The organism is Pseudidiomarina piscicola, assembly GCF_902806985.1.
Lineage (GTDB): Bacteria > Pseudomonadota > Gammaproteobacteria > Enterobacterales > Alteromonadaceae > Pseudidiomarina > Pseudidiomarina piscicola.
Window position 1 is genome coordinate 645,690 of the sequence record NZ_CADCXY010000001.1, and the last position, 19,859, is coordinate 665,548.

Annotated in this window: 20 protein-coding genes; 4 read left to right on the plus strand and 16 right to left on the minus strand. The window is 48.9% G+C overall.

Features of this window, described 5'->3' with window-relative positions:
* Window position 1: 1 nt before the first annotated feature.
* Together PSI9734_RS03235 and PSI9734_RS03240 are read right to left on the minus strand one after the other, a co-directional pair.
* A complete protein-coding gene (locus PSI9734_RS03235; RefSeq protein WP_173919661.1) occupies window positions 2-424 on the minus strand; it encodes a CBS domain-containing protein in 423 nt (140 codons plus the stop codon).
* A 45-nt stretch (window positions 425-469) separates the two neighbouring features.
* Window positions 470-1,504, minus strand: coding sequence for an isoaspartyl peptidase/L-asparaginase family protein (locus PSI9734_RS03240; RefSeq protein WP_173919662.1), 1,035 nt, complete (start codon window positions 1,502-1,504; stop codon window positions 470-472).
* Window positions 1,505-1,684: 180 nt separating this feature from the next.
* Between PSI9734_RS03240 and sbcB the strand changes: the two genes are divergently transcribed.
* Window positions 1,685-3,118, plus strand: a complete 1,434-nt coding sequence (sbcB, locus tag PSI9734_RS03245; RefSeq protein ID WP_173919663.1) for an exodeoxyribonuclease I — start codon at window positions 1,685-1,687, stop codon at window positions 3,116-3,118.
* Window positions 3,102-4,736 carry a GMC family oxidoreductase gene (locus PSI9734_RS03250; RefSeq protein WP_173919664.1) on the plus strand — a complete coding sequence of 545 codons (1,635 nt, stop codon included), beginning with the start codon at window positions 3,102-3,104 and terminating at the stop codon, window positions 4,734-4,736. The genes sbcB and PSI9734_RS03250 overlap by 17 nt, the downstream gene beginning before the upstream one ends.
* A gap of 8 nt (window positions 4,737-4,744) precedes the next feature.
* Here PSI9734_RS03250 and PSI9734_RS03255 read toward each other — a convergent pair whose 3' ends face one another.
* Entirely contained in the window at window positions 4,745-7,081 is a 2,337-nt protein-coding gene (locus PSI9734_RS03255; RefSeq protein WP_173919665.1) for an efflux RND transporter permease subunit, read from the minus strand.
* 7 nt (window positions 7,082-7,088) lie between these two features.
* The gene (locus PSI9734_RS03260; RefSeq protein WP_173919666.1) at window positions 7,089-8,237 is read right to left on the minus strand and encodes a WD40/YVTN/BNR-like repeat-containing protein; all 1,149 of its coding nucleotides are present in this window, start codon (window positions 8,235-8,237) and stop codon (window positions 7,089-7,091) included.
* Between the two features lie 231 nt (window positions 8,238-8,468).
* Here PSI9734_RS03260 and PSI9734_RS03265 point away from each other — a divergent pair, with 231 nt between their 5' ends.
* Window positions 8,469-9,824, plus strand: a complete 1,356-nt coding sequence (locus PSI9734_RS03265; protein ID WP_173919667.1) for a DUF1329 domain-containing protein — start codon at window positions 8,469-8,471, stop codon at window positions 9,822-9,824.
* 68 nt (window positions 9,825-9,892) lie between these two features.
* Here the strand turns inward: PSI9734_RS03265 and PSI9734_RS03270 are convergent, their stop codons facing one another.
* Genes PSI9734_RS03270 through PSI9734_RS03285 form a run of 4 tightly spaced genes read right to left on the minus strand, consistent with a single transcriptional unit; the run spans window position 9,893 to window position 13,217 of the window.
* A complete protein-coding gene (locus PSI9734_RS03270) occupies window positions 9,893-10,759 on the minus strand; it encodes an NAD(P)-dependent oxidoreductase (protein ID WP_173919668.1) in 867 nt (288 codons plus the stop codon).
* Window positions 10,760-10,788: 29 nt separating this feature from the next.
* Entirely contained in the window at window positions 10,789-11,688 is a 900-nt protein-coding gene (locus tag PSI9734_RS03275) for a diacylglycerol/lipid kinase family protein (RefSeq protein WP_173919669.1), read from the minus strand.
* Window positions 11,678-12,451 (minus strand): methyltransferase domain-containing protein, encoded by a 774-nt coding sequence (locus PSI9734_RS03280; RefSeq protein WP_173919670.1) that lies wholly within the window; start codon window positions 12,449-12,451, stop codon window positions 11,678-11,680. The genes PSI9734_RS03275 and PSI9734_RS03280 overlap by 11 nt, the downstream gene beginning before the upstream one ends.
* 7 nt (window positions 12,452-12,458) lie before the next feature.
* Window positions 12,459-13,217 (minus strand): Nif3-like dinuclear metal center hexameric protein, encoded by a 759-nt coding sequence (locus PSI9734_RS03285; RefSeq protein ID WP_173919671.1) that lies wholly within the window; start codon window positions 13,215-13,217, stop codon window positions 12,459-12,461.
* A gap of 105 nt (window positions 13,218-13,322) precedes the next feature.
* Here PSI9734_RS03285 and PSI9734_RS03290 point away from each other — a divergent pair, with 105 nt between their 5' ends.
* Window positions 13,323-13,676, plus strand: coding sequence for a hypothetical protein (locus tag PSI9734_RS03290; RefSeq protein WP_173919672.1), 354 nt, complete (start codon window positions 13,323-13,325; stop codon window positions 13,674-13,676).
* Window positions 13,677-13,732: 56 nt separating this feature from the next.
* On the opposite strand, the gene PSI9734_RS03295 is transcribed toward PSI9734_RS03290, so the two are convergent.
* The 8 genes from PSI9734_RS03295 to PSI9734_RS03330 are packed head-to-tail and all read right to left on the minus strand — an operon-like array spanning window position 13,733 to window position 19,819.
* Window positions 13,733-14,260: a DUF3833 domain-containing protein gene (locus PSI9734_RS03295; RefSeq protein WP_173919673.1), complete on the minus strand. Its 528-nt coding sequence runs from the start codon at window positions 14,258-14,260 to the stop codon at window positions 13,733-13,735.
* On the minus strand, window positions 14,257-14,781 hold the full coding sequence (locus PSI9734_RS03300) for a chalcone isomerase family protein (RefSeq protein WP_173919674.1): 525 nt from the start codon (window positions 14,779-14,781) through the stop codon (window positions 14,257-14,259). Before PSI9734_RS03300 ends, PSI9734_RS03295 begins: the two co-directional genes overlap by 4 nt.
* 3 nt (window positions 14,782-14,784) lie before the next feature.
* Entirely contained in the window at window positions 14,785-15,318 is a 534-nt protein-coding gene (locus PSI9734_RS03305) for a DUF2878 domain-containing protein (RefSeq protein WP_173919675.1), read from the minus strand.
* Window positions 15,309-16,544, minus strand: a complete 1,236-nt coding sequence (locus PSI9734_RS03310) for an SAM-dependent methyltransferase (RefSeq protein WP_173919676.1) — start codon at window positions 16,542-16,544, stop codon at window positions 15,309-15,311. Before PSI9734_RS03310 ends, PSI9734_RS03305 begins: the two co-directional genes overlap by 10 nt.
* A 29-nt stretch (window positions 16,545-16,573) precedes the next feature.
* The gene (locus PSI9734_RS03315) at window positions 16,574-17,317 is read right to left on the minus strand and encodes a DUF1365 domain-containing protein (RefSeq protein ID WP_173919677.1); all 744 of its coding nucleotides are present in this window, start codon (window positions 17,315-17,317) and stop codon (window positions 16,574-16,576) included.
* The gene (locus PSI9734_RS03320) at window positions 17,307-18,593 is read right to left on the minus strand and encodes an NAD(P)/FAD-dependent oxidoreductase (RefSeq protein ID WP_173919678.1); all 1,287 of its coding nucleotides are present in this window, start codon (window positions 18,591-18,593) and stop codon (window positions 17,307-17,309) included. The genes PSI9734_RS03315 and PSI9734_RS03320 overlap by 11 nt, the downstream gene beginning before the upstream one ends.
* 21 nt (window positions 18,594-18,614) lie before the next feature.
* Window positions 18,615-19,340 (minus strand): SDR family NAD(P)-dependent oxidoreductase, encoded by a 726-nt coding sequence (locus tag PSI9734_RS03325; RefSeq protein WP_173919973.1) that lies wholly within the window; start codon window positions 19,338-19,340, stop codon window positions 18,615-18,617.
* An 11-nt stretch (window positions 19,341-19,351) separates the two neighbouring features.
* Window positions 19,352-19,819, minus strand: coding sequence for a nuclear transport factor 2 family protein (locus PSI9734_RS03330; RefSeq protein ID WP_173919679.1), 468 nt, complete (start codon window positions 19,817-19,819; stop codon window positions 19,352-19,354).
* Window positions 19,820-19,859 lie beyond the last annotated feature (40 nt).

Here is a 19,859-nt window from a genome sequence, read left to right on the forward strand (position 1 = left end):
GTTAACGCTGGCGATAAGAATCTTTGAAATAGCTATCAATGGCAGCAAGAACATCGGTACGTGTGATGACACCTACCAACTGGCGGTTATCATCATCAAGTACTGGGTAAACTTTGGGTTTCTTGGCATCCATACGTTGTGCCACATCAGTGATTGTTTCATTGGCAAACACACTTAATACCTCACCTTGATACATACAATCACCGACATTGGCACTCAACTCTTTGTGATAGGTGTCGCGTAACATCGCCGCCAAGCAGTCTTGCTCTGAAATGAAGCCAATCACACGTCGTTTTTCATCCACCACCGGGCCACCGCGCTGACGGCTCTGAACTAAACGCTCCACCGCTACTTCAATCGGCAAGTCGGCGGTAAATACGGCTGGGTGACGATTCATAAAATCAACGACTTTCATTGACTGCATAACTACCTCACTTTACGACGAAAACGAACCCTAACTTCATTATAGTCAATCTTTGTAAATCGCAACTTCAGTGTCACCATACCCGACTCGGCTGGCACGATACATTCCTTCAGTATTAAACGGCATATGCACATTACCGGCGCCGTCAACAATAATCACACCGCCGGTGCCACCAGCGGGTAGTAGTACGTCATGAATCACTGTATCACCGGCTTTTTCGATGGACTGATCAAGGTACTTCACGCGGCTACAGATATCTGCGGCAACATGAAAACGTATAAAGTACTCACCATGCCCGGTTGCTGATACGGCACAGCTTTCGTTATCGGCCCAGGTGCCCGCACCAATCACTGGAGAGTCACCAATGCGGCCGTAGCGTTTGGCGGTCATACCACCGGTTGAAGTGGCGGCACTTAAATTACCATTTTTATCAACTGCCACGGCACCGACCGTGCCGTACTTAAATTTGTCATCTAGGTCTAAGTAGGCTTGTTTATCTGCTATACCTAAGCGTTCGCGCGCTTGCTCGAGTTGTTGATAACGATGCTCCGTATCAAAGTAGTCATTGTCAACTTGCTCTAGGCCTTGCTCTTGCGCGAATTGCTCCGCGCCTTCGCCACTCAACATGACATGAACCGAGTTCTCCATCACACTCCGAGCTAAGGCAATAGGGCTTTTAATTGTTTTCACGCCAGCAACGGCACCGGCCTCTAAATTTGAACCATCCATAATCGATGCATCAAGTTCATGTTCACCATCAAAGGTATACACTGCACCGCGGCCCGAGTTGAATAAGGGGGAAGCTTCCATGATCTGAACCGCTGCGATCACTGCATCCATGCTACTTCCACCATCAGCCAATATCGCATGGCCAGCATCAAGAGCTTCGGTGAGCTTTGCCTTGTATGCAGCTTCTTGTTCAGCGTTCAGATTCGCGCGGGTAATCGTTCCGGCACCACCGTGAATAGCTATTGCAAACTGATTTTGCTCACTTTTTTCAAGTGCTTGTGCCGGTTGAAGAGTGGCTAAACTGGTGCTAGCAGCAAGAACTACCGCAGCAAGTTTGAATACGTTCGTCATAGCGATACCTTTATGGTTGATATGGGTGATTGATGTTCGACAGAAAAGTTGCTGATTTATTATCCTGCCATGAGCTGCAACCAACTACTAGCCAAAAATCTGTGGTCGGGCTCAGCAATTGCGACAACTACCGCAATCAGGTAGTCTGAACATCAGTTTTCCTACAACACATTACACTACATGAGCGAAGCAAGCTTTTACTGGCACGACTACGAAACTTGGGGCGCACAACCACAGGTCGATCGCCCCGCGCAATTTGCTGGATTACGCACCAGCTTAGAGTTTGAGGCGAGTGATCGACCGCTAACCATTTACAGTCAACCCACGCCTGATTTTCTGCCCCACCCACAAGCGGTATTGATCACCGGTATCACCCCGCAACACGCACTGGCACAGGGCATGAATGAAGCCTCATTTGCGGCTAAAATCGAGCAACAAATGAGCCAGCCAAACACCACTATTGTTGGCTATAACTCTGTGGCTTTCGATGACGAGGTAACCCGTCATTTGTTCTACCGGAATTTTATTGATCCCTATGCACACACTTGGCAGAACAATAACTCACGCTGGGACTTAATCGACGTGGTGCGTGCCTGCTATGCCTTACGCCCCCAAGGTATCGAGTGGCCCGAAAATGACCAAGGTTTTGCCAGCATGCGACTTGAGCATCTAACTGCAGCCAATGGCATTGAACATGGTCAAGCTCATGATGCAATGGCGGATGTCTATGCCACCATAGCCATCGCCAAACTATTGAAAAGTGCACAACCAAAACTCTTCGATTACGCCTATTCAATTCGTCGTAAGCAGGCTTTGAAGCCTCTCATTGATCTCGTGAACTTCAAGCCTATTGTGCATATTGCTGGATTTTACGGGGCCGACAACGGATTTCTCTCACTGATCATGCCGTTGGGCTACAAAGACGACAATCCGAATGCCGTGGTGTATTGGAATTTACGTCAAGACCCGCGTCAGTTACTCGAGCTTAGCGATGAACAACTCCAAGAGCGCCGTTTTGCCAACCGAGAGCAGCGCGACAGTCAAGGCTGGGGCGTTTATGGCGGGCAACAACTACAACTTAACCGGTGTCCGTTTCTAGCGCCGCTTAATGTGCTTAGCGAGCAAGTGCAACAACGTTGGCAATTACCTTTGGAAGAAATGCTAGAGCGCGCACAGTGGTTACAACAACAACCTGAGTTACGAGAACGTATCGTGCGCAGCACCGAATTTAGCGGACCCGACGAGCTTCCAGCAGATCCAGAGTTGCAGTTATACCGTGGCGCCTTCTTTAGCGAACAAGATCGCTCAACCATGGCCATTATTCGTGCAACAGCCCCCGAACAACTTGCCGCACTTGACCTTAACTTTAGTGACCCAAGACTGCCAGAAATGTTGTTTCGATACCGAGCGCGCAACTATCCCGCGACGTTAACCGATAGCGAGTTACAACGCTGGCGTCAGTTCTGCCAACAACGTTTACTCGAGCCCTTGCCTAAAGCGCTTTCGGCAGAGCAATTCATGCTTGAACTCGAACAAGCAGCGAGTCGTTGTGCCGAACACGCAGGTAAACAGCGACTACTCAAAGACCTTTTCAATTATGCACAAAGCCTCTAAATCTGCAGATCACTTTGATTTTATTATCGTCGGCGGTGGCTCTGCAGGTTGTGTATTGGCCGAAAAGTTGTCACGTTGTGGTCGTTTTGAGGTCGCCCTCATCGAAGCCGGAGGTAGCGGTAAGTCACCACTGGTAACCATGCCGGGCGGCGTCGCAGCATTACTCCAACACCCACGACTGAATTGGCAGTTACGCAGCGATGATCAATTGCCACGTCAGTCTCGTGGGCATTTTACGCCCCGAGGCAAAGGGCTTGGCGGTAGTAGTGCTATCAACGCCATGATTTATACCCGCGGTGCCCAAAGTGATTACGATGGCTGGGCGCAGCAAACCAGTGAGCATTGGTCCTGGCAGCAACTCCTTCCGCGCTTTCGTAGATTAGAGAACAACCAGCGCGGCGCCGATCAGTACCATGGTGACCAAGGCCCTTTGCACGTTAGCGATGTAGAACCCTATTATGAAGTTTCCAAACGCTTCATAGCCGCCGGTGTGGAAGCTGGTATCCCGCATAATAACGACTTTAATGGCGGCGACCTCTATGGTGTTGGAGCCTTTCAATTCACCATGCACAATGGCGAACGCTTTGGCACCCGGCGGGCTTTTTTGGAGCCTGCCTTAACGCGTAAAAATTTAACGGTTATCACCAATGCCCAAGTGGAGCAGGTGGTTATAAAGCAACAGCAGGCGACGGGTGTACTTATCCGCCGTGGTCGCCACGCAAGTCAGTTTATTGCGGCACGCCGCGAAGTGATCCTAAGTGCCGGCGCATTTCACTCGCCGCAGTTATTGATGCTTTCGGGAATTGGACCTGCCGAAGAGCTGCGTCGTCACGGCATCATCACTGTGGTGGACAGCTCTGACGTCGGTGCAAACTTGCAAGAGCACGTCGATAGCTTAGTTCATTACCGCAATCAGCAACGTGATAGCCTTTGTTTAAGGCCGCTTGGACTAGGTAAGTTGGCACTCGAGACACTTTCATATTGGCGCAACAGGTCTGGCGCAATGGCCCACCCGCCCTCCGAAGTGGGAGGCTTTTTGCGCAGTTCGCCCACCGTAGAGACGCCTGATATTCAGCTCCACCTAGTCCCTACTCGCTTCGCCGATAATGGCTATGACTTGCGACCTGCGTTTAGCCATGGTTTTGCCTGTCATGCTTGCGTTCTGCGCCCGCGTACGCGTGGACGCTTATACCTTCATAGTGCAGAAGTTAAGCAAGCCCCCGGCTTTACCTATGACTTTCTGAGCGAGCACGAAGATCAAGAGGTACTGCTGTCGGCCATTAAGCAAGTACGCGACATTATGGCACAGCCAGCGATGGCAGAGCATAACGGTGGTGAACTGATCCCTGGAGCAAGCAACAGCGATGATGAGCTTTTAGCGTCTCTCAAATTTCATGCGGGTTTAATTTATCACCCAACCAGTACCTGTCGTATGGGTAACGACGCTAACGCCGTGGTAGATGCGCAGTTGCGCGTAAATGGGGTTGCGGGACTTAGAGTGGTAGATGCGTCGATTATGCCTACAGTAATCAGCGGGAATACCAACGCACCAACAATGGTTATCGCCGATGTCGGTGCCGACTTTATTCTAGCCGACACCGCATCGAACACACCCTAACGGTGCTTTTATTTTTTGCCGAAGCTCGCGAACAAGCGTGCCAAGGCAGGTATCAAGATTAATGCGCCAAGCATATTCCAAAGGAACATAAAGGTTAGCAAAATACCCATATCGGCTTGGAACTTAATTGGCGAGAAGATCCAGGTTGCAACGCCGATAGCTAAGGTTAAGCCGGTGAAACCAACGGCTTTACCCGTATTGTCCAGCGCGTACTTGTAGCACTCGTCTAAGTGCATACCTTGTTCAAGACCTTCCTTAATTTTGGCATAAATATAGATACCATAATCGACACCAATACCCACACCTAACGCTATCACCGGCAACGTAGCGACCTTAACACCAATGCCTAGCGTCGCCATCAGGCCTTGACTCATGATGGTGGTCAGCGCCAACGGTAAAACAATACAAGCAACGGTTCGTAGGCTTCTGAACGTGATAAACACTAACACGATGACCACGCCATAGACCCACAGCAACATTTTATATTGCGCGGCTTCGATCACTGAGTTGGTGGCCGCCTCAATACCAGAGTTACCCGCTGCCATCAGTAGCTCAAGGCCCTCTTGTTGATAGCGAGCGTTGAAGTCATCAACGGCACTAACCACGGTTTTCAAGGTTTCGGCTTTATGGTCATTAAGATAGATAATGATCGGTGCCATCGAACAGTCGGGGTTAATAAGACCCGGTGGTGTGCGTCCGGTATTGGCATTCAGCACATACTGGTTACGGTTTAAGCTAAACCATTTAAGGTTACCTTCGTTTAACCCAAAACCGCCCATTTTGGCCACATAGACCACTGACTTAACGTCTTGCACACCCGGCGTATTCTCCATGTGCCAGCTAAACCGGTCCATCACTTCAAGGTTATCGTAAGCAATACATTGTGACGGTGCGGTCTTTGCCATTACGACGAAGATATCCGTACTTGAACTGTAGTTATCAACGATAAACTTGTTATCTAAGTTGTAACGACTATCTGGACGTAATTCGGGTGCCCCCGCATCCAAGTCACCGATTTTTAGTTGTTGCCCTTGCACCAAGCCCCAGGTTAAGCCAACTAACGCAACGAGCAGCGCACTGTAAGCCCATTTCGGCTGTGAAAAGCGTTCAAAGAGGGTCAGCACTGGGTGTGACTCATTGCGCACACGTTCGCTGTACTTGCGCCCACCTTCTGAAATGCCGGTATACGACATAATGATAGGCAACAGACCCAAGTTGGTCAGTACCACCACCGCCACACCAATACTGGCAGCAATTGCGAGTTCTTGGATGACTTCGATGTCGATGACCATTAGGGTGGTAAAGCCAATGGCGTCGGAAACTAACGCCGTAAGACCCGCAATGTACAATGCGCGGAAGGCAAGTCGCGACGACATCACTCGGTCGTGCCCATCCACACGGTTACCACTCATCGCATTAATAATTTGCACACCATGGCTAACGCCGATGGCAAACACTAAAAATGGTACCAGCATCGAGTACGGGTTAATGCCGCTGCCAATGAGCTTAATAATACCTAACTGCCAGATCACCGCGATAATCGAACAACTGAGTACAGCAAACGAGCTGCGCCAGCAGCGGCTGTAGGCAAACAGCATCACTAGGGTAATAATGATCGCAAGTAGAAAGAACAGACCAACCTGCATCGCCCCTTCGATTAAATCACCGATGATTTTCGCAAATCCGGTGATGTGAATTTTTACATTATCCGATTGATACTTGTCACGAATACGTTCTTCAAGTTGTTCTGAAAACGCTTGATAGTCGAGCGGCTCACCGGTATCTGGATTCACCTCATTCAATGGCACGTAGATCAATGCCGACTGAAAGTTATTCGCGACTAAATTGCCAACTTCACCCGAACGTAAAACGTTGGTACGTAACTGTTCAAGTGATTGCTGCGACGCATCCCAATTATCAGGAATCACCGGTCCGCCGACAAAGCCCTCTTCGGTTACTTCGCTCCAGCGAACATTAGGTGTCCATATACTCTTTAAACCAGCACGATCGACGCCCGGAATAAAAAACACTTCGTCGGTGATTTCCTGCAAGGTTTTTTGGAACTCGGCAGTAAAAATGGTTTCGTCAGTGGTTTCCACCGCGATACGCACCACATTACCTAGGCTTGCTAAATCATCTCGGTGCTCAAAGTAATTTTGGATAAAGGGATGATTGGTTGGAATCATTTTGGTCAAGCTGGCCTCAGGCCTAACCTGGCTCGCATGCCAGCCCAAAAATACCGTTAGTAAGGCGAATAAAACCACCCAGAACGGGCGGAAATTAAAAATTAAGCGCTCGAGAAAAACGCTTTTATCTGTTGCTGTTGCTACCTGCTGTTCAGACATCGCGGATCTATTCCTTCTCGGTTAGCGCAAAACTTGGCATCGATAAAACACCTCGTTGACCCACAAGGGTCAATTGACCATCGGCATTGATTACCATGTCGGTCAGTGCTGCGCCGCTTTGATGAGTTCGTTCTTGTAGTTCACCTGTGGCTGACAAATAGGCCACCACGCCAGCGTTGCCGACAAAATAGAGACCGTTATCAGGGGCATCGATCGCGGTATTAATATTAACAGGATCATCAAGCTTCAATTGCGTAAAAGAAAGACCTTGATCGTCGCTGACGAAGATATTACCACGCAAACCATAAATCCATAGACGCTTTTGCTGGTCTACATGCATACCGAAAAATGAACCATAGTACGGCGAGTCTAAAACGTCCCAGCTGGCCCCTGCGTCATCACTACGGAAAAGTTGCCCCGCTTCGCCGGCTAAATACAACATTTCGCCATCAGATTGCAGCGCATTCAAATGGAAGCCGTCGGGGTTTTCCACTCGCGTATCATGAATTTGCCAACTCTCGCCGCCATCATTGCTGTACAACAATGCGCCATAGGCCCCACTCACATAAAGCTCGTCTTTCGATAAAGCTAACACGTCAAGAAATGGCTTGGTGGGGCCCTCTTCTTGTGCGAAAACGGCGTTATCAAGCTGAAACAGTGCTTCATCTAACATGAACTCAAGATCAGCTTCTTGTTCCGCGTCCAAATTGTCATTGGCTAAACGACTTTCCAGTTCATTTACGTAGGTTTCGAAAAAGGAAATTTGTAACTCAATGTAAGCAAAACCATCAAGTTGACGTTGCCAAGTAAGGCCACCGTCTGTGGTCTTCAATATGACGCCATGATGCCCGACAGCCCAACCTATATCTTGGTTCGCAAAATCGACACTGGTCAGGAAGACACTTGTTGGTACCTCCGCCTGTTGCCATTCGCTGCTGTTCTTGTCGCGGGTTACGATAACGCCGTAATCACCTACCGCAACAGCGCGCTCGGTGGTCGCGTCTATTTCTGTCAGAACCGCGGTGGTTGCTTCAGGTGCAACCATTGCGGGCGCATAGATAACGTCGTAGTCGTCGACCACCGGTGTTTGTTGCGCGGAAGCCGCACAGCTGAACACCAGAGCTACTGCGCTTGCACAGACCCTCGTTCTTCTCATGGAACCCTCTTGCATTTTCTCTGTCTTAGAATTGTTATGTTTACTGTTGCAAATTTTTCGTAAGCCGTACATGCTATGAATAAATTCGTACAGGTCAAACCAGCTGCTACCTTACCGTGAGATGCGGTTAAACGCTAGTACCGGCTGGGCAATTAATTTAGACTCTTGTTACTATAGCTTTAAGTAAGTACCTTAAGTAAAAGTACATAGAACAAACAAGGAAAAGCAACCATGAATAAAATGATGCTGAAGGCCGGGGTTTTTGCGCTATCTGTTATCTCAGTTAGCGTTATGGCGAAAGTCACTCCGGATGAAGCCGCGCGCTTAGGTCAAGACTTAACCCCTGTTGGAGCTGAAAAAGCAGCGAACGCTGATGGCTCAATTCCAGCATGGGACGGTGGCTATAGTGTCACCGCTGACGGTGACATTCCATCGCGTCCAGCGGACCCATTTGCCGATGATGAGATTTTACTGACCATTACCCAGGCAAACCTCGATGAACACAAAGACATGCTTTCAGCAGGTCAAGTTGCGATGTTCGAGAAGTACCCAGACTACAAAATGAACATCTATCCGAGCCATCGTACAGCGGCCTACCCACAAGAGGTCTACGATGTTATCAAGCATAACGCCGAAAACACTGAAATGGTGGCCGGTGGTAACGGTCTTGAAAACTTCAAGATGCACATACCTTTTCCAATTCCTGCCAACGGCTTGGAAGTGATCTGGAACCATATTACACGCTATCGCGGTGGTGCGGTGCAGCGACTGGTTAATCAGTTCCCGGTATTAGAAGATGGTAACTTCGTACCTGTGCTATTGCGTGAATCTTTGGTGTTTCCTGAATACATGGAAAGCGGACGTGAAAGTGCTGACGACAACATTCTGTTCTATTTCTTGCAGGAAGTTTTAGCCCCAGCACGTCAAACAGGAACCGTTTTGTTGGTTCATGAAACCATCAACCAAGTAAAAGAAGGCCGCCGTGCATGGTTATATAATGCCGGCCAACGTCGTGTGCGTCGTGCACCAAACGTCTCTTATGACGGTCCAGGTACAGCTTCTGACGGTTTACGTACCTCAGATGGCCTAGACATGTTCAACGGTGCTCCGAACAAGTACAACTGGGAACTCGTTGGGAAACGCGAGATGTATATCCCGTACAACAACTACAAGCTTATGGACACTGAGCTGAGTTATGACGACATCATTAACCCAGGCCACATGGACCAAGACCTAGTTCGCTACGAGAAGCACCGTGTGTGGGAAGTTAAAGCGACCTTGAAAGACGGTGAGCGTCATATTTATCAAACGCGCCACATGTACTTTGATGAAGATACGTGGACCGCAAGTGTCATCGATCATTACGACAACCGTGGTGAATTATGGCGTGTCGGTGAAGCCTATAACACTCAGTTCTACTATCACGATACTCCGTGGATGGCCGCTGAAGCGTTATATGACCTAAACTCAGGCCGCTTTGTTGTGCTAGGTTTAGCAAACGAAGAGTCATCTTATATGGACTTCGAAATTGAGCCAGAGCGCAGCGATTTCAGTACCTCAGCGCTACGTCGCAAGGGTATTCGTTAAGCGTCACTGTGATAAGTTGAAACTTAAAAGCCCCGCACTCTTACGGGGCTTTTTTTATGCTTCATTGCTTAGTATTTTTCTAGTCGGGCTAACAAGCTTGAGGTGTCCCAGCGGTGACCACCCATCTGTTGCACTTCACCATAAAACTGATCAACTAACGCTGTCAGCGGCATGCTCAAGCCGTTACGATCAGCTTCCTGTAAGGCTATTTTTAGGTCTTTACGCATCCAGTCGACAGCAAAACCGTGTTCATAGTGCCCTTGCCACATGGTTTGGTAACGATTCTCCATTTGCCATGAGCCTGCAGCACCCTGACTAATCGCCCGAATCAAGGTATCTGGATCTAGGCCTACCTTGCGCGCGAGTTGCAGCCCTTCGGCAAGCCCTTGCACCACCCCAGCGATACAGATTTGATTGACCATTTTGGCCAACTGACCATGGCCTGCCGGCCCCATATATTCACGTGTTTTACAATAGCTTTCGAGCACCGGCTGGGCTTTCTCAAAGGCTTCCTTATCACCGCCAACCATGGCTGTGAGGACGCCGTTAATTGCCCCCTGCTCGCCACCAGAAACCGGCGCATCTAAAAATAACCCGACCCGATGATGTACCTCAGTATTAAGTTCGCGCGCCAATTCCGCCGAAGCTGTCGTATGGTCGATCACAATGGTATTTTCACTGATACTCGCCAGCAATCCGTCGTCGCCATAAAATACACTACGTACGTCATCATCATTTCCCACACATACAAGCACAACGTCGGCATCAAGCACCGCTTCACGCGGTGTGGTCGCATAGTTTCCGTCAAACTCTGCAACCCATTGCTCAGCCTTGCTGCGAGTTCGGTTGTAGACCGTGGTCGCAAAACCTTTGCTTTGCAAGTGTCCCGCCATGGGATAGCCCATGACGCCTAATCCAATGAATGCACATTTCATAATAGTTGCCCTTATGTCGGTAGAAATGATTAAGTAAGCGTCGGTCGTCGCACCCGCAGTCCAGCACGAATGACTTCTATCGTTACCGGTCCGCAGAGTTCAAAGCGGTCGCCATCAAACTCAATAATATTGTCGGCATCGCCCAGTTGCACCTGGCGAACTTCAGCGAATGTTATCATCGAGCTACGTTTAGGTTGCCCACGCAATAGCCAGTAAAGCGCACTCATTTGACGCCACCGCGCGCATTTCGGCACCGTTAAAACCGCCAACGTATCGCTGGCAATTGCTGCTTGTGGGTAAACCACAATGCCACCACCGATGGTGCGATTTAACGCTACAATTTGTAGTTCGTCGTAGCCATAGCTTGAACTTGCGCTCAGTGGCTGCAACTTACAACGCCTGCTCGGTGGCAGCAGCAGATAACGTAATAGCGCTGAAATATAGCTGTAACGCCCTAACCAGCGTCTACTAAACGAGCCCTGATAAGATTGCATCGCAACAGTTAAACCGGCACCCGCATGGTTAATAAAATAATAGTCGCCAGCTTTGCCGATGGTGCGTTCTAGCACCTCACCTTGGTCTTCAAGTCGCCAACGCCAGTCGCGGATCTCTAATGCGCTCGCAAAATCATTGCCAGTACCACAAGGGATCACCGTTACTGCCACGGTGCTTTGCGCAGCCATCTGCGCAACAATATTAAGACTACCGTCGCCGCCAATTACAACACATTCGCGGGCCCTTGTTGCACTCTGTGCATCACGCCAATTGATAAGTCGCTTTACATCGTCGCCGCGATGCCCAGAGCTTGCAATAAGCGTGACATTAGTAACACCGTAGTCTTGATGAAATTGCTGTTGGTAGGTTTCGGCGTAGCCGCGCGCTCGCGCACAGTTCGATTTATAGTAAATCGCGATGGCGCTATTTTGCATGGCGGATCTGCCAATGCTGGTAACGCCCTAAACTTGCGAAAGGTTCGGTCTGGTTGTAGCGCAGCTCAAGTTGTAACAATTGCTCAAATCGCTGCTCTTCACAGGGCTCTCGAAGGTAGTCATGGAAACAGCGCACGCCAGTTTTCTGCATTACCTGAAGATCGCACTGCGATAACCAGAGACTCATATCGGCCAAGCTGATGGGCTGCTGAGGACTCATTCGAACCCGTTTCTTGACCTTAAGGTCAGCCTCAACATAGTCGAAGTTGCCGTAGACCATATTAGCCATAATTTTTGCGTCACGATTATAAAACATCAGTGACAGATGCCCCTGTGCCGCCATAAACTGCTTTAGTATCGGCAGCGCCTGTTGTGGCTCTGCTAACCACTCAAGCACCGCATGACACAGCACCACGTCGAAGGTTTCTTCAGCAAGTAGATGGGGCAGCTCTTGTAGTGGCGCACATAGATAACGATAGTGTTCAGCCAACCCCAGCGCCTGGTGCTGCTGCCGCGCATCAGCCACCATGGGTGCGGCAATATCCGTATGCAACACTTGATGGCCTTGTGCCGCAAACTTTTGCGATAGCTGACCGGTGCCACCACCGACGTCCAGTATTCGTAGGGGCTTTTCTGTATGGATAAGAGCCGCTAAATCACGCTCAAGTACGGCAAGTCTGAGCTTGCCCTTGCCGGTCGCATAAATATTTTTGGCGAACTTTGTGGTTAGCCCGTCAAAGCTCTGATCGGTTTTCTTGTTCATAGTCGGCTCATGCGGGGCTATCGATATCGATAAACTGATGCTCTAAGCCAAACTCTTCTGCTAAATACTCACCTAGTGCCTGAATTCCGTAACGCTCGGTTGCATGATGCCCGGCAGCAAAAAAGGCGATATCTTGCTCACGTGCACTATGAACCGTTGGCTCTGACACTTCACCGGTAATAAACAGATCACATCCCGCAGCTGCAGCAGCATCGATAAACCCTTGACCTCCCCCAGTACACCAGGCGATTCGACGTATCGCTTTTTGTGGTGTGTGAACAGCGCAAACCAGTGACCGTTGCAATTGCATCTCGAGTTGCTGTTTTAGTTGTTCGGCGCTTTGCTCTACTGGTAACTCAGTCATCATGACCACGCCTTCAGGCTCCACCTGCTCTAGTGCCACGGGTTCCGGCCACGCCATAAGTCGTGCTAATTGCGCGTTATTGCCTAGTTTCGGGTGAATATCAAGTGGTAGATGATAGGCAAACATATTAAGATCGTGCGCTAACAATGTCTGCAAGCGCCGCTTTTTCATTCCGGTGATTGCTGACGGTTCGCCTTTCCAAAAATAGCCGTGATGGACTAACAGTGCGTCCGCCTCTAACTCAACGGCTTTATCGACTAATTGCTGACATGCGGTCACCCCCGTAATAATCTTTTCAATGTGTTGACGACCTTCAACTTGTAGTCCATTCGGGCAGTAATCCTTGATGCGATCAATCGCTAAAAGTTGCCGTAGATGAGCGTCTAATTGGCTACGTTGCACGGGTTTCACCTCTTGTTTTAACATTTTGCGCTGAATAATAGACATAGTGCGCAAAAAACGGTATAAAAATGGAGAACTTTTACTCAATATGCAAAGGGTTTATCCATGAGCAAACTTGATAAAGACCAAGTCATCGCTGATTTTACCGCAGCTTACGAAAAGGCTCACGGTAAAAAGCCAACTATCGAAGCAAAAAGCGGTTGGTATAGCGTTGATGGTGGCAAAAATATGCGTTTAGCACAACTGGCCGAGGAAGCTGACGCCTTAGGTGGAAGTAGTAAGCCAGCTGCGAAAGCAGAAACGAAGAAACCGGCAGCGAAAAAGCCTGCGGCGAAGAAAACTGCAACCAAGAAATCAACAGCAAAGAAATCAGCTGGGGGTGGCTTAACAGCACGTGAACTTTGGCGCAAAAAACTTGAGGAAAGTGGTTCTAAATCACGTTTGCCTCGGGGCTACTAAAACTCAGTTCAATAAATGCAAAAAAGCAGCTCCTTGGAGCTGCTTTTTTAGTTAATTTACTGCTTACCAATATAAAGCGTAATTTCACCTACATTGAGACCGTATTTATACATCTGTGTACGGTTAATCATATTATTCTCGTCAACCAGATAAAGCCAGTCATCAAGCTTCACGGAAAACGGCTCACCGTCTAACTCAATGGTTAAAGTATAAGCCCAGTTGAGTACATTCCCTGCAACCTTACCGTACGCAACGCCTTCGACGTCACTGGCTCGACCTTCATACTGATCTGGTGCAGTTTTCGTTAGATACCAAATGCGTTTCTGTTCACTGCCGTCGGCGTAGTAGAAGGTCTCGTCAAGCACTCCTTCGTTGCCCTCCCAGCTACCTTCCAATTGCACCCGGAAGCGTTGAATAACCTCGCCGCTGTAGTCCTGAACCATGCCATACGCGACTAAGTCACCGTCAAAAAATTCTTCGAGTTTTAAATGGGGTTGTTCATCGCTATAGGTTTCCAATGAGGTCGAACACCCTTGCAGAATAATAACTGTTAACGCAATAATAACTAGCATGTGCTTTTTCATTTGTTCGCTCCAATTAACGCATTGCGCTCACTTTTAAAACGCGACTCGGGACTTAGCCAAATCGCTAAAAAATCATCTGTAAATTGCGGCGATTCAATCGCTCCCAGTTGACCTTGCGCATTGTAAAATTCACTAAAACCTTGTTCAGTCTCGACCAATATCAAGCAATCACCCTTGCCAACATCTGGCCACATGCGTTGCATTGACGCCAGCCACTGCTGATGTTGCGCGCTGACCGAGATGCCCAACCGACGCCACTCTTCTTCCGTGGTCTCGACCAAGTCTTTTGCTTTAATGTCGCGTAAATAACTTAACCGCAAGGCACGCCGATGGTAGTCGTCATAGACTCCCGTATCGGTGAGTAACTCGGCGTCATACACGTCCCAAAACCAGACACTCAATCGGGTCTGGCCAACGCGTTCAAGGGATTGGGCGGCAGCTGGCTGGCAGTTCGCTAGGGCACTTGTCGCTTGTAGCCCAAGCGCCAACACCACACCGTTTAAAATGAGCTTACCAAACATAGATTACTCCTCGCTTGGTCTCTTATTACGCTTCATTAGGTAAGCAAAAATCACCATATAAAGCCCCCATAACAGACCATAAATGAGCCACATTACATATTCGTCAACCTGCAACTCTGCCGCGCCGAGCCGACTGCCGATAGCATAGGTCATCGGGCCGGAGCCGATACCTATCAGGGCCGCAAGCAAATAACGCCCCGCCAACCAGTCGAGTGTGGTTGTCACCATCGCCGCAAAGCCGAGCCACAGGGCGACCAGCCAAAGTGGCAAAAAGCCCCCCGTGAAATCCAGAATACCGCTTACCACAACCACCGTCTCAAACAGCAAGCCGAGCACTAACAATTGCAGGTAGAGCCACCAATTGAACCCAACGCGAGTACTACTAAGATAGATCTGCACTGCAACTACCGGTAGCGCAACGAGCAACCAATCGTTGCGCCCCGCTACCGTACAAAACCATACCAAATCAAACCACAATAGGCCTGCGACTCTGCGCAGGCTATCCTTGGAAAGCAGCGAGCCGAGCATTAACGACATGCCGGTTTCGTGGCAACCAATTGCATTGCTGAAACACTGCGTTCGAGAAAGCCACCTTCACAATAACAAAGGTAAAAATTCCACAGCCGCCAAAACTTATCATCGTACGACGCTTGATCAAGATTCGGATAGGCTTGGTTAAAAGCTAGGCGCCAATCGCGCAGAGTCTTTGCGTAATCGAAGCCAATATCTTGTACGTGACGAACGACCATGTCGGTGTGTTTGGTGAACATTTCCGCGACCAGCGTTAGCGACGGCAAAAAGCCACCAGGGAACACATGCTGTTGAATGAAATCGACCGAGTTGGCATAACTTGGCATCCGTTGGTCAGCTATCGTAATCGCCTGCAAAGCCATTTTGCCATGAGGTTTCAGCAAACGGCTGCAGGTTTCAAAATAGGTTGCCATGTACTGTCGGCCAACGGCTTCGATCATTTCAACGGAAATCAACTTATCGTATTGCCCTTGCAGATCCCGGTAATCTTCTTTGAGCAGCGTGATACGCTGGCTGAGACCAGCGGCTTCTACTCGTTGTTGCGCATAGTCAAATTGTTCAGCGGAGATAGTGGTGGTAGTTACCTTGCAGCCGTAATGCTGTGCCGCATAAATGGCTAAGCCACCCCAGCCGGTACCAATTTCCAGCAGATGATCGTCTGGTTGTAAGTCTAAGCTATCGCACAAGCGCTTAAGTTTGTATTGCTGCGCCTCCGACAACGATGCTTCGGGCGTTTGATAAACCGCGCTCGAATACTGCATTGCCGGGTCAAGAAAGTTTTGATAAAGCTCATTGCCCAGATCATAATGCGCGGAAATATTTTCTTTCGCCTGCTGTTTATGGTTGCGGCGACGCCAATGTTGAAATTTTTGCCAAGGCATGACTAACCATCGGAACTTTGCTTCAAATGCATCTAGTGCGGGCAAGTTTCGGGCGAATAATTGAATTACTTTGGTTAAGTCGGGTGTTTCCCAAGCTTGATCGATAAAGGTCTCGCCAGAGGCGATGCTACCGCCAAGTAATAACTTACGATAGAACTCTGGCTTTAAAACATTAATTTCGGCTTTTAAGTCACTTTTCTCGCTACCGAAATGGCCGATTACTTGTCCTTGCTCGGACAAGGTGACATACCCTTGCTCTAAGCCATTGAGCAACCGAACTACGGCACGACGGGCCCATTTATCGGTGGTGCTACCTTGCTTGTCTATCAGTAGCGCTGTGTCTGTACTCATCGGATCGCTAACCCCTTTCTAAGTGTTTTTTATGGGTGATCATAGATAGGTGTTCGCTTGAACCAAAGCCGCAACGCTTGCCAATAAATAGCGCTTACGGTGGTCAAGGTATTCACCGGATATCTATAGAGTACGTGCCGAATGGATTTTGGGTTCAATTCGTGACGATGTAACTTTAACGTCGCAGTAAAATGGCGCGCTCCCTTGCGAGCCGCTAAGTGAATTAAGCTCTGATGGTTCGCCTGCATGCGTGGCGGTTTAATTTGCCATTCGTAGCGCATATCAATGGGGTTAAATGGCGAAACGTGAAACGCCTTGTCGTGGCTAAGCTCCTTCGTTAGATCGAGCAAATAGTAGTGACGCTCATTCCAAGGCGTATTGCTAACTTCCGCCAGCATATAACGAAAATCTCGTTCGTTCGGGCATTGCAAGAAATAGCAGTTAATCGGACTAAAATAGAGCCCAAATGTACGCAGATTACCAAGAAAAAACACACGACCTTTAAGCTTTTCGCCAGCGATTTCGGACATTTTGGCGCGTACCGCTGTGCTTAAATCGCTCCGCACACTCGTCTTCGTGTCAGCAAGGTAGTCTTGACGGCGAAACCATAAGGGGGCAAATCCACGGGTGGAGAACAACCGACTTTGGCTATGCAGTTGTTCAAGTTCATCGAGGGCCAGCCACCACTGAGCAATAGGGTAATCAAACTTATGCTGGGTTGGCTTAAGTCGATGGTGATACACACGGCCACGTAAAATCGCACTATTGAGCATGCCATTCCACTCCAAGCCGACGCACAACATCGAGTGCACTGCGAACGCCGTCTTCATGAAAGCCGTTGTACCAGTAGGCACCACAAAAGTGGGTATGCTGTTGGCCACAAATAGCGCTACGTTGTGAGCGTGCCTGCATCGATTGCAAACTATAAACCGGATGGTCATAGGTAAAACGCCGTAAAATTTTATCCGGCTGAATTGCATCGGTATTATTCAATGTCACACAAAAGGTTTCTGGTGCTTCAATACCTTGCAGTATATTCATGTTGTAGGTAACGGAGCTTGGCCGTTGACGAGCATCGTCTGTACCGTGCAGCAAGTAGTTCCAACTTGCCCACGCACGAGGTTCACGGGGCAATAACCGAATGTCTGTATGTAACACTACATCGTTACTTTGATAGGGTATCGCTGCTAAAACCTCGGTTTCCTGCGCCGTAGGTTGCGCCAATAATTCCAGCGCTTGGTCACTGTGTGTGGCAAAAATGACCTCATCAAAATCAATCCATTCACCCGAAGCAAATTCTAGGCTAACCGCATGCTGACGTCCTTCCACATGCCGATGAACAGCCACGATAGCGGCATTGGTGTGGACTCTTCCAGCCTCTATTAGTGAACCAATCAGCGGCTCGATATAAGCCGATGAACCGCCATTAATGGTTGCCCACTGAGGTCGATCCGCGACATTAAGCAGCCCATGGTTCTCGAAAAAACGTAAGAAGAAATCTAACGGGAAATCAGCCGCATCATCAATACTTGCTGACCAAATCGCTGCCACCATCGGCAGTAAATAGTAATCAGCAACAGGTTGTGGCAGTTGCTGTTGCTGCAGGAACTCGCCAAGGGTTTGCTCAACTTCACTATCAAGTTGCTGGTGCGCCCTTTTGGCTTGCTTATTAAACGCCAAAATCCCCTTAACCAGACGATAGAACGATGGGCTGAATAGATTTTTTCGTTGTGCAAACAGCGTATTTAGCGAGTGACCATTGTACTCAAGCCCCGAGACTGGGTCACGAACACTAAAACTCATTTCAGTGTCACGCCAGTCGACGCCTATCTTGCGCATCAAAGCACGGAAATTCGGGTAGGTACGATCGTTAAAGACAATAAACCCGGTATCTACCGCATAGGATTTGCCTTGCACCTCAACATCGACGGTATGGGTATGGCCGCCAATGTAGTCATTCTTCTCATACAGTTGTACATCATGCGCCTCACTTAAAAAGTGTGCACAGGTCATCCCTGCAATGCCACTACCTATAACTGCAATCTTCATCCATTATTCCAAATTAAAGTGTTAAGACGCCTGCTTAAAGCGTCGAGACAGGGCTAGTTGCCAGCTCTGTGGCAAGCGCGAAGCAAATTTAAGAAACCAACCGAAGGTACGGGGGAAGGTAATATCAACCTTGTTTTTGGCGATCCCTCGGCGAATTGAGTTAGAGGCAAACTCAACGCTCACTTGCATTGGCATTTCAAAGTCGTTCTGTTGGGTCATGGGAGTTTCGACAAAACCGGGCGATACACTTAAAACTTTAATGCCGCGCTCTGCGAGGTCAACCTGCAAGCTTTGCGTAATGTAGTGTAGCGCGGCTTTTGAGCCGCCGTAAGCTTGCGCCTTGGTGAAAGGCAGGAGTCGCGCGGTACTGCCGACAATCACTAACTTGGAGCCAGCACGCAGGTTCGGTAATAAGCCCTCGACGCAGCGCATGGTGCCAACCACATTGACATCGAACACCCGAGCAAATAAGTCGGCGCTAAAATTATCAACATCAAGATACTCACACAAACCAGCCACAAGGATAACCACATCAACATTGCTATAGGCGCGCAACGCCTGCACTGTCTCTTGTGCATTCGTCATATCTAGCACTTGGCCGGCGATATGTTCTGGATACCGCTGTTCGAGCTCGCTCAACGCCTGTTGATTGCGCCCACAAGCCACCACATGGTGGCCTTCGGCGGCGTAATCGAGTGCTAATTGTTTACCTATTCCGGACGTCGCACCGGTAATTAGAACCTGCATTGGATCACTCATTAAGGCACCATCCGCGCTTTGATTTTATTTATGACATAGCCGAGCAAAGTGACATGTTCGTAGATCATCGCACCGAGATCGTAATAATCGCGTTGATGAATAATCTTGTCGTCTTCGAACTCTAAGTGGCTCACGCCAGGCACCACAATTTCTTGGCCATCGGCAAGCTTCGGGTGCTGCAGGCGCATCTGCCAATTAACAAAAAACTGCTGTTCATTTTGTGCCCACTCGGTAAACGCGAAATGGCATTGCTTCACACCATCCATCGTGCCCTTGAAGTAACTTTTAAGATCATCGAGCCCTTGCACATGATGAATCGGATCAATAAAGGTCACATCATCATGATAAAGCTCACTGAGCTCATCAATACTCACCTCACTGAACTCGTCGTAATACTTCCGTAAGCGTTGAATGACTTCTGGATAGTCTTCCTGCTCGGCAAGTTCTTGCGCTTTGTTATCAGCCATCCTAATGCCTCCTTTAGCTCACTAATGTTGTCAAAATTTA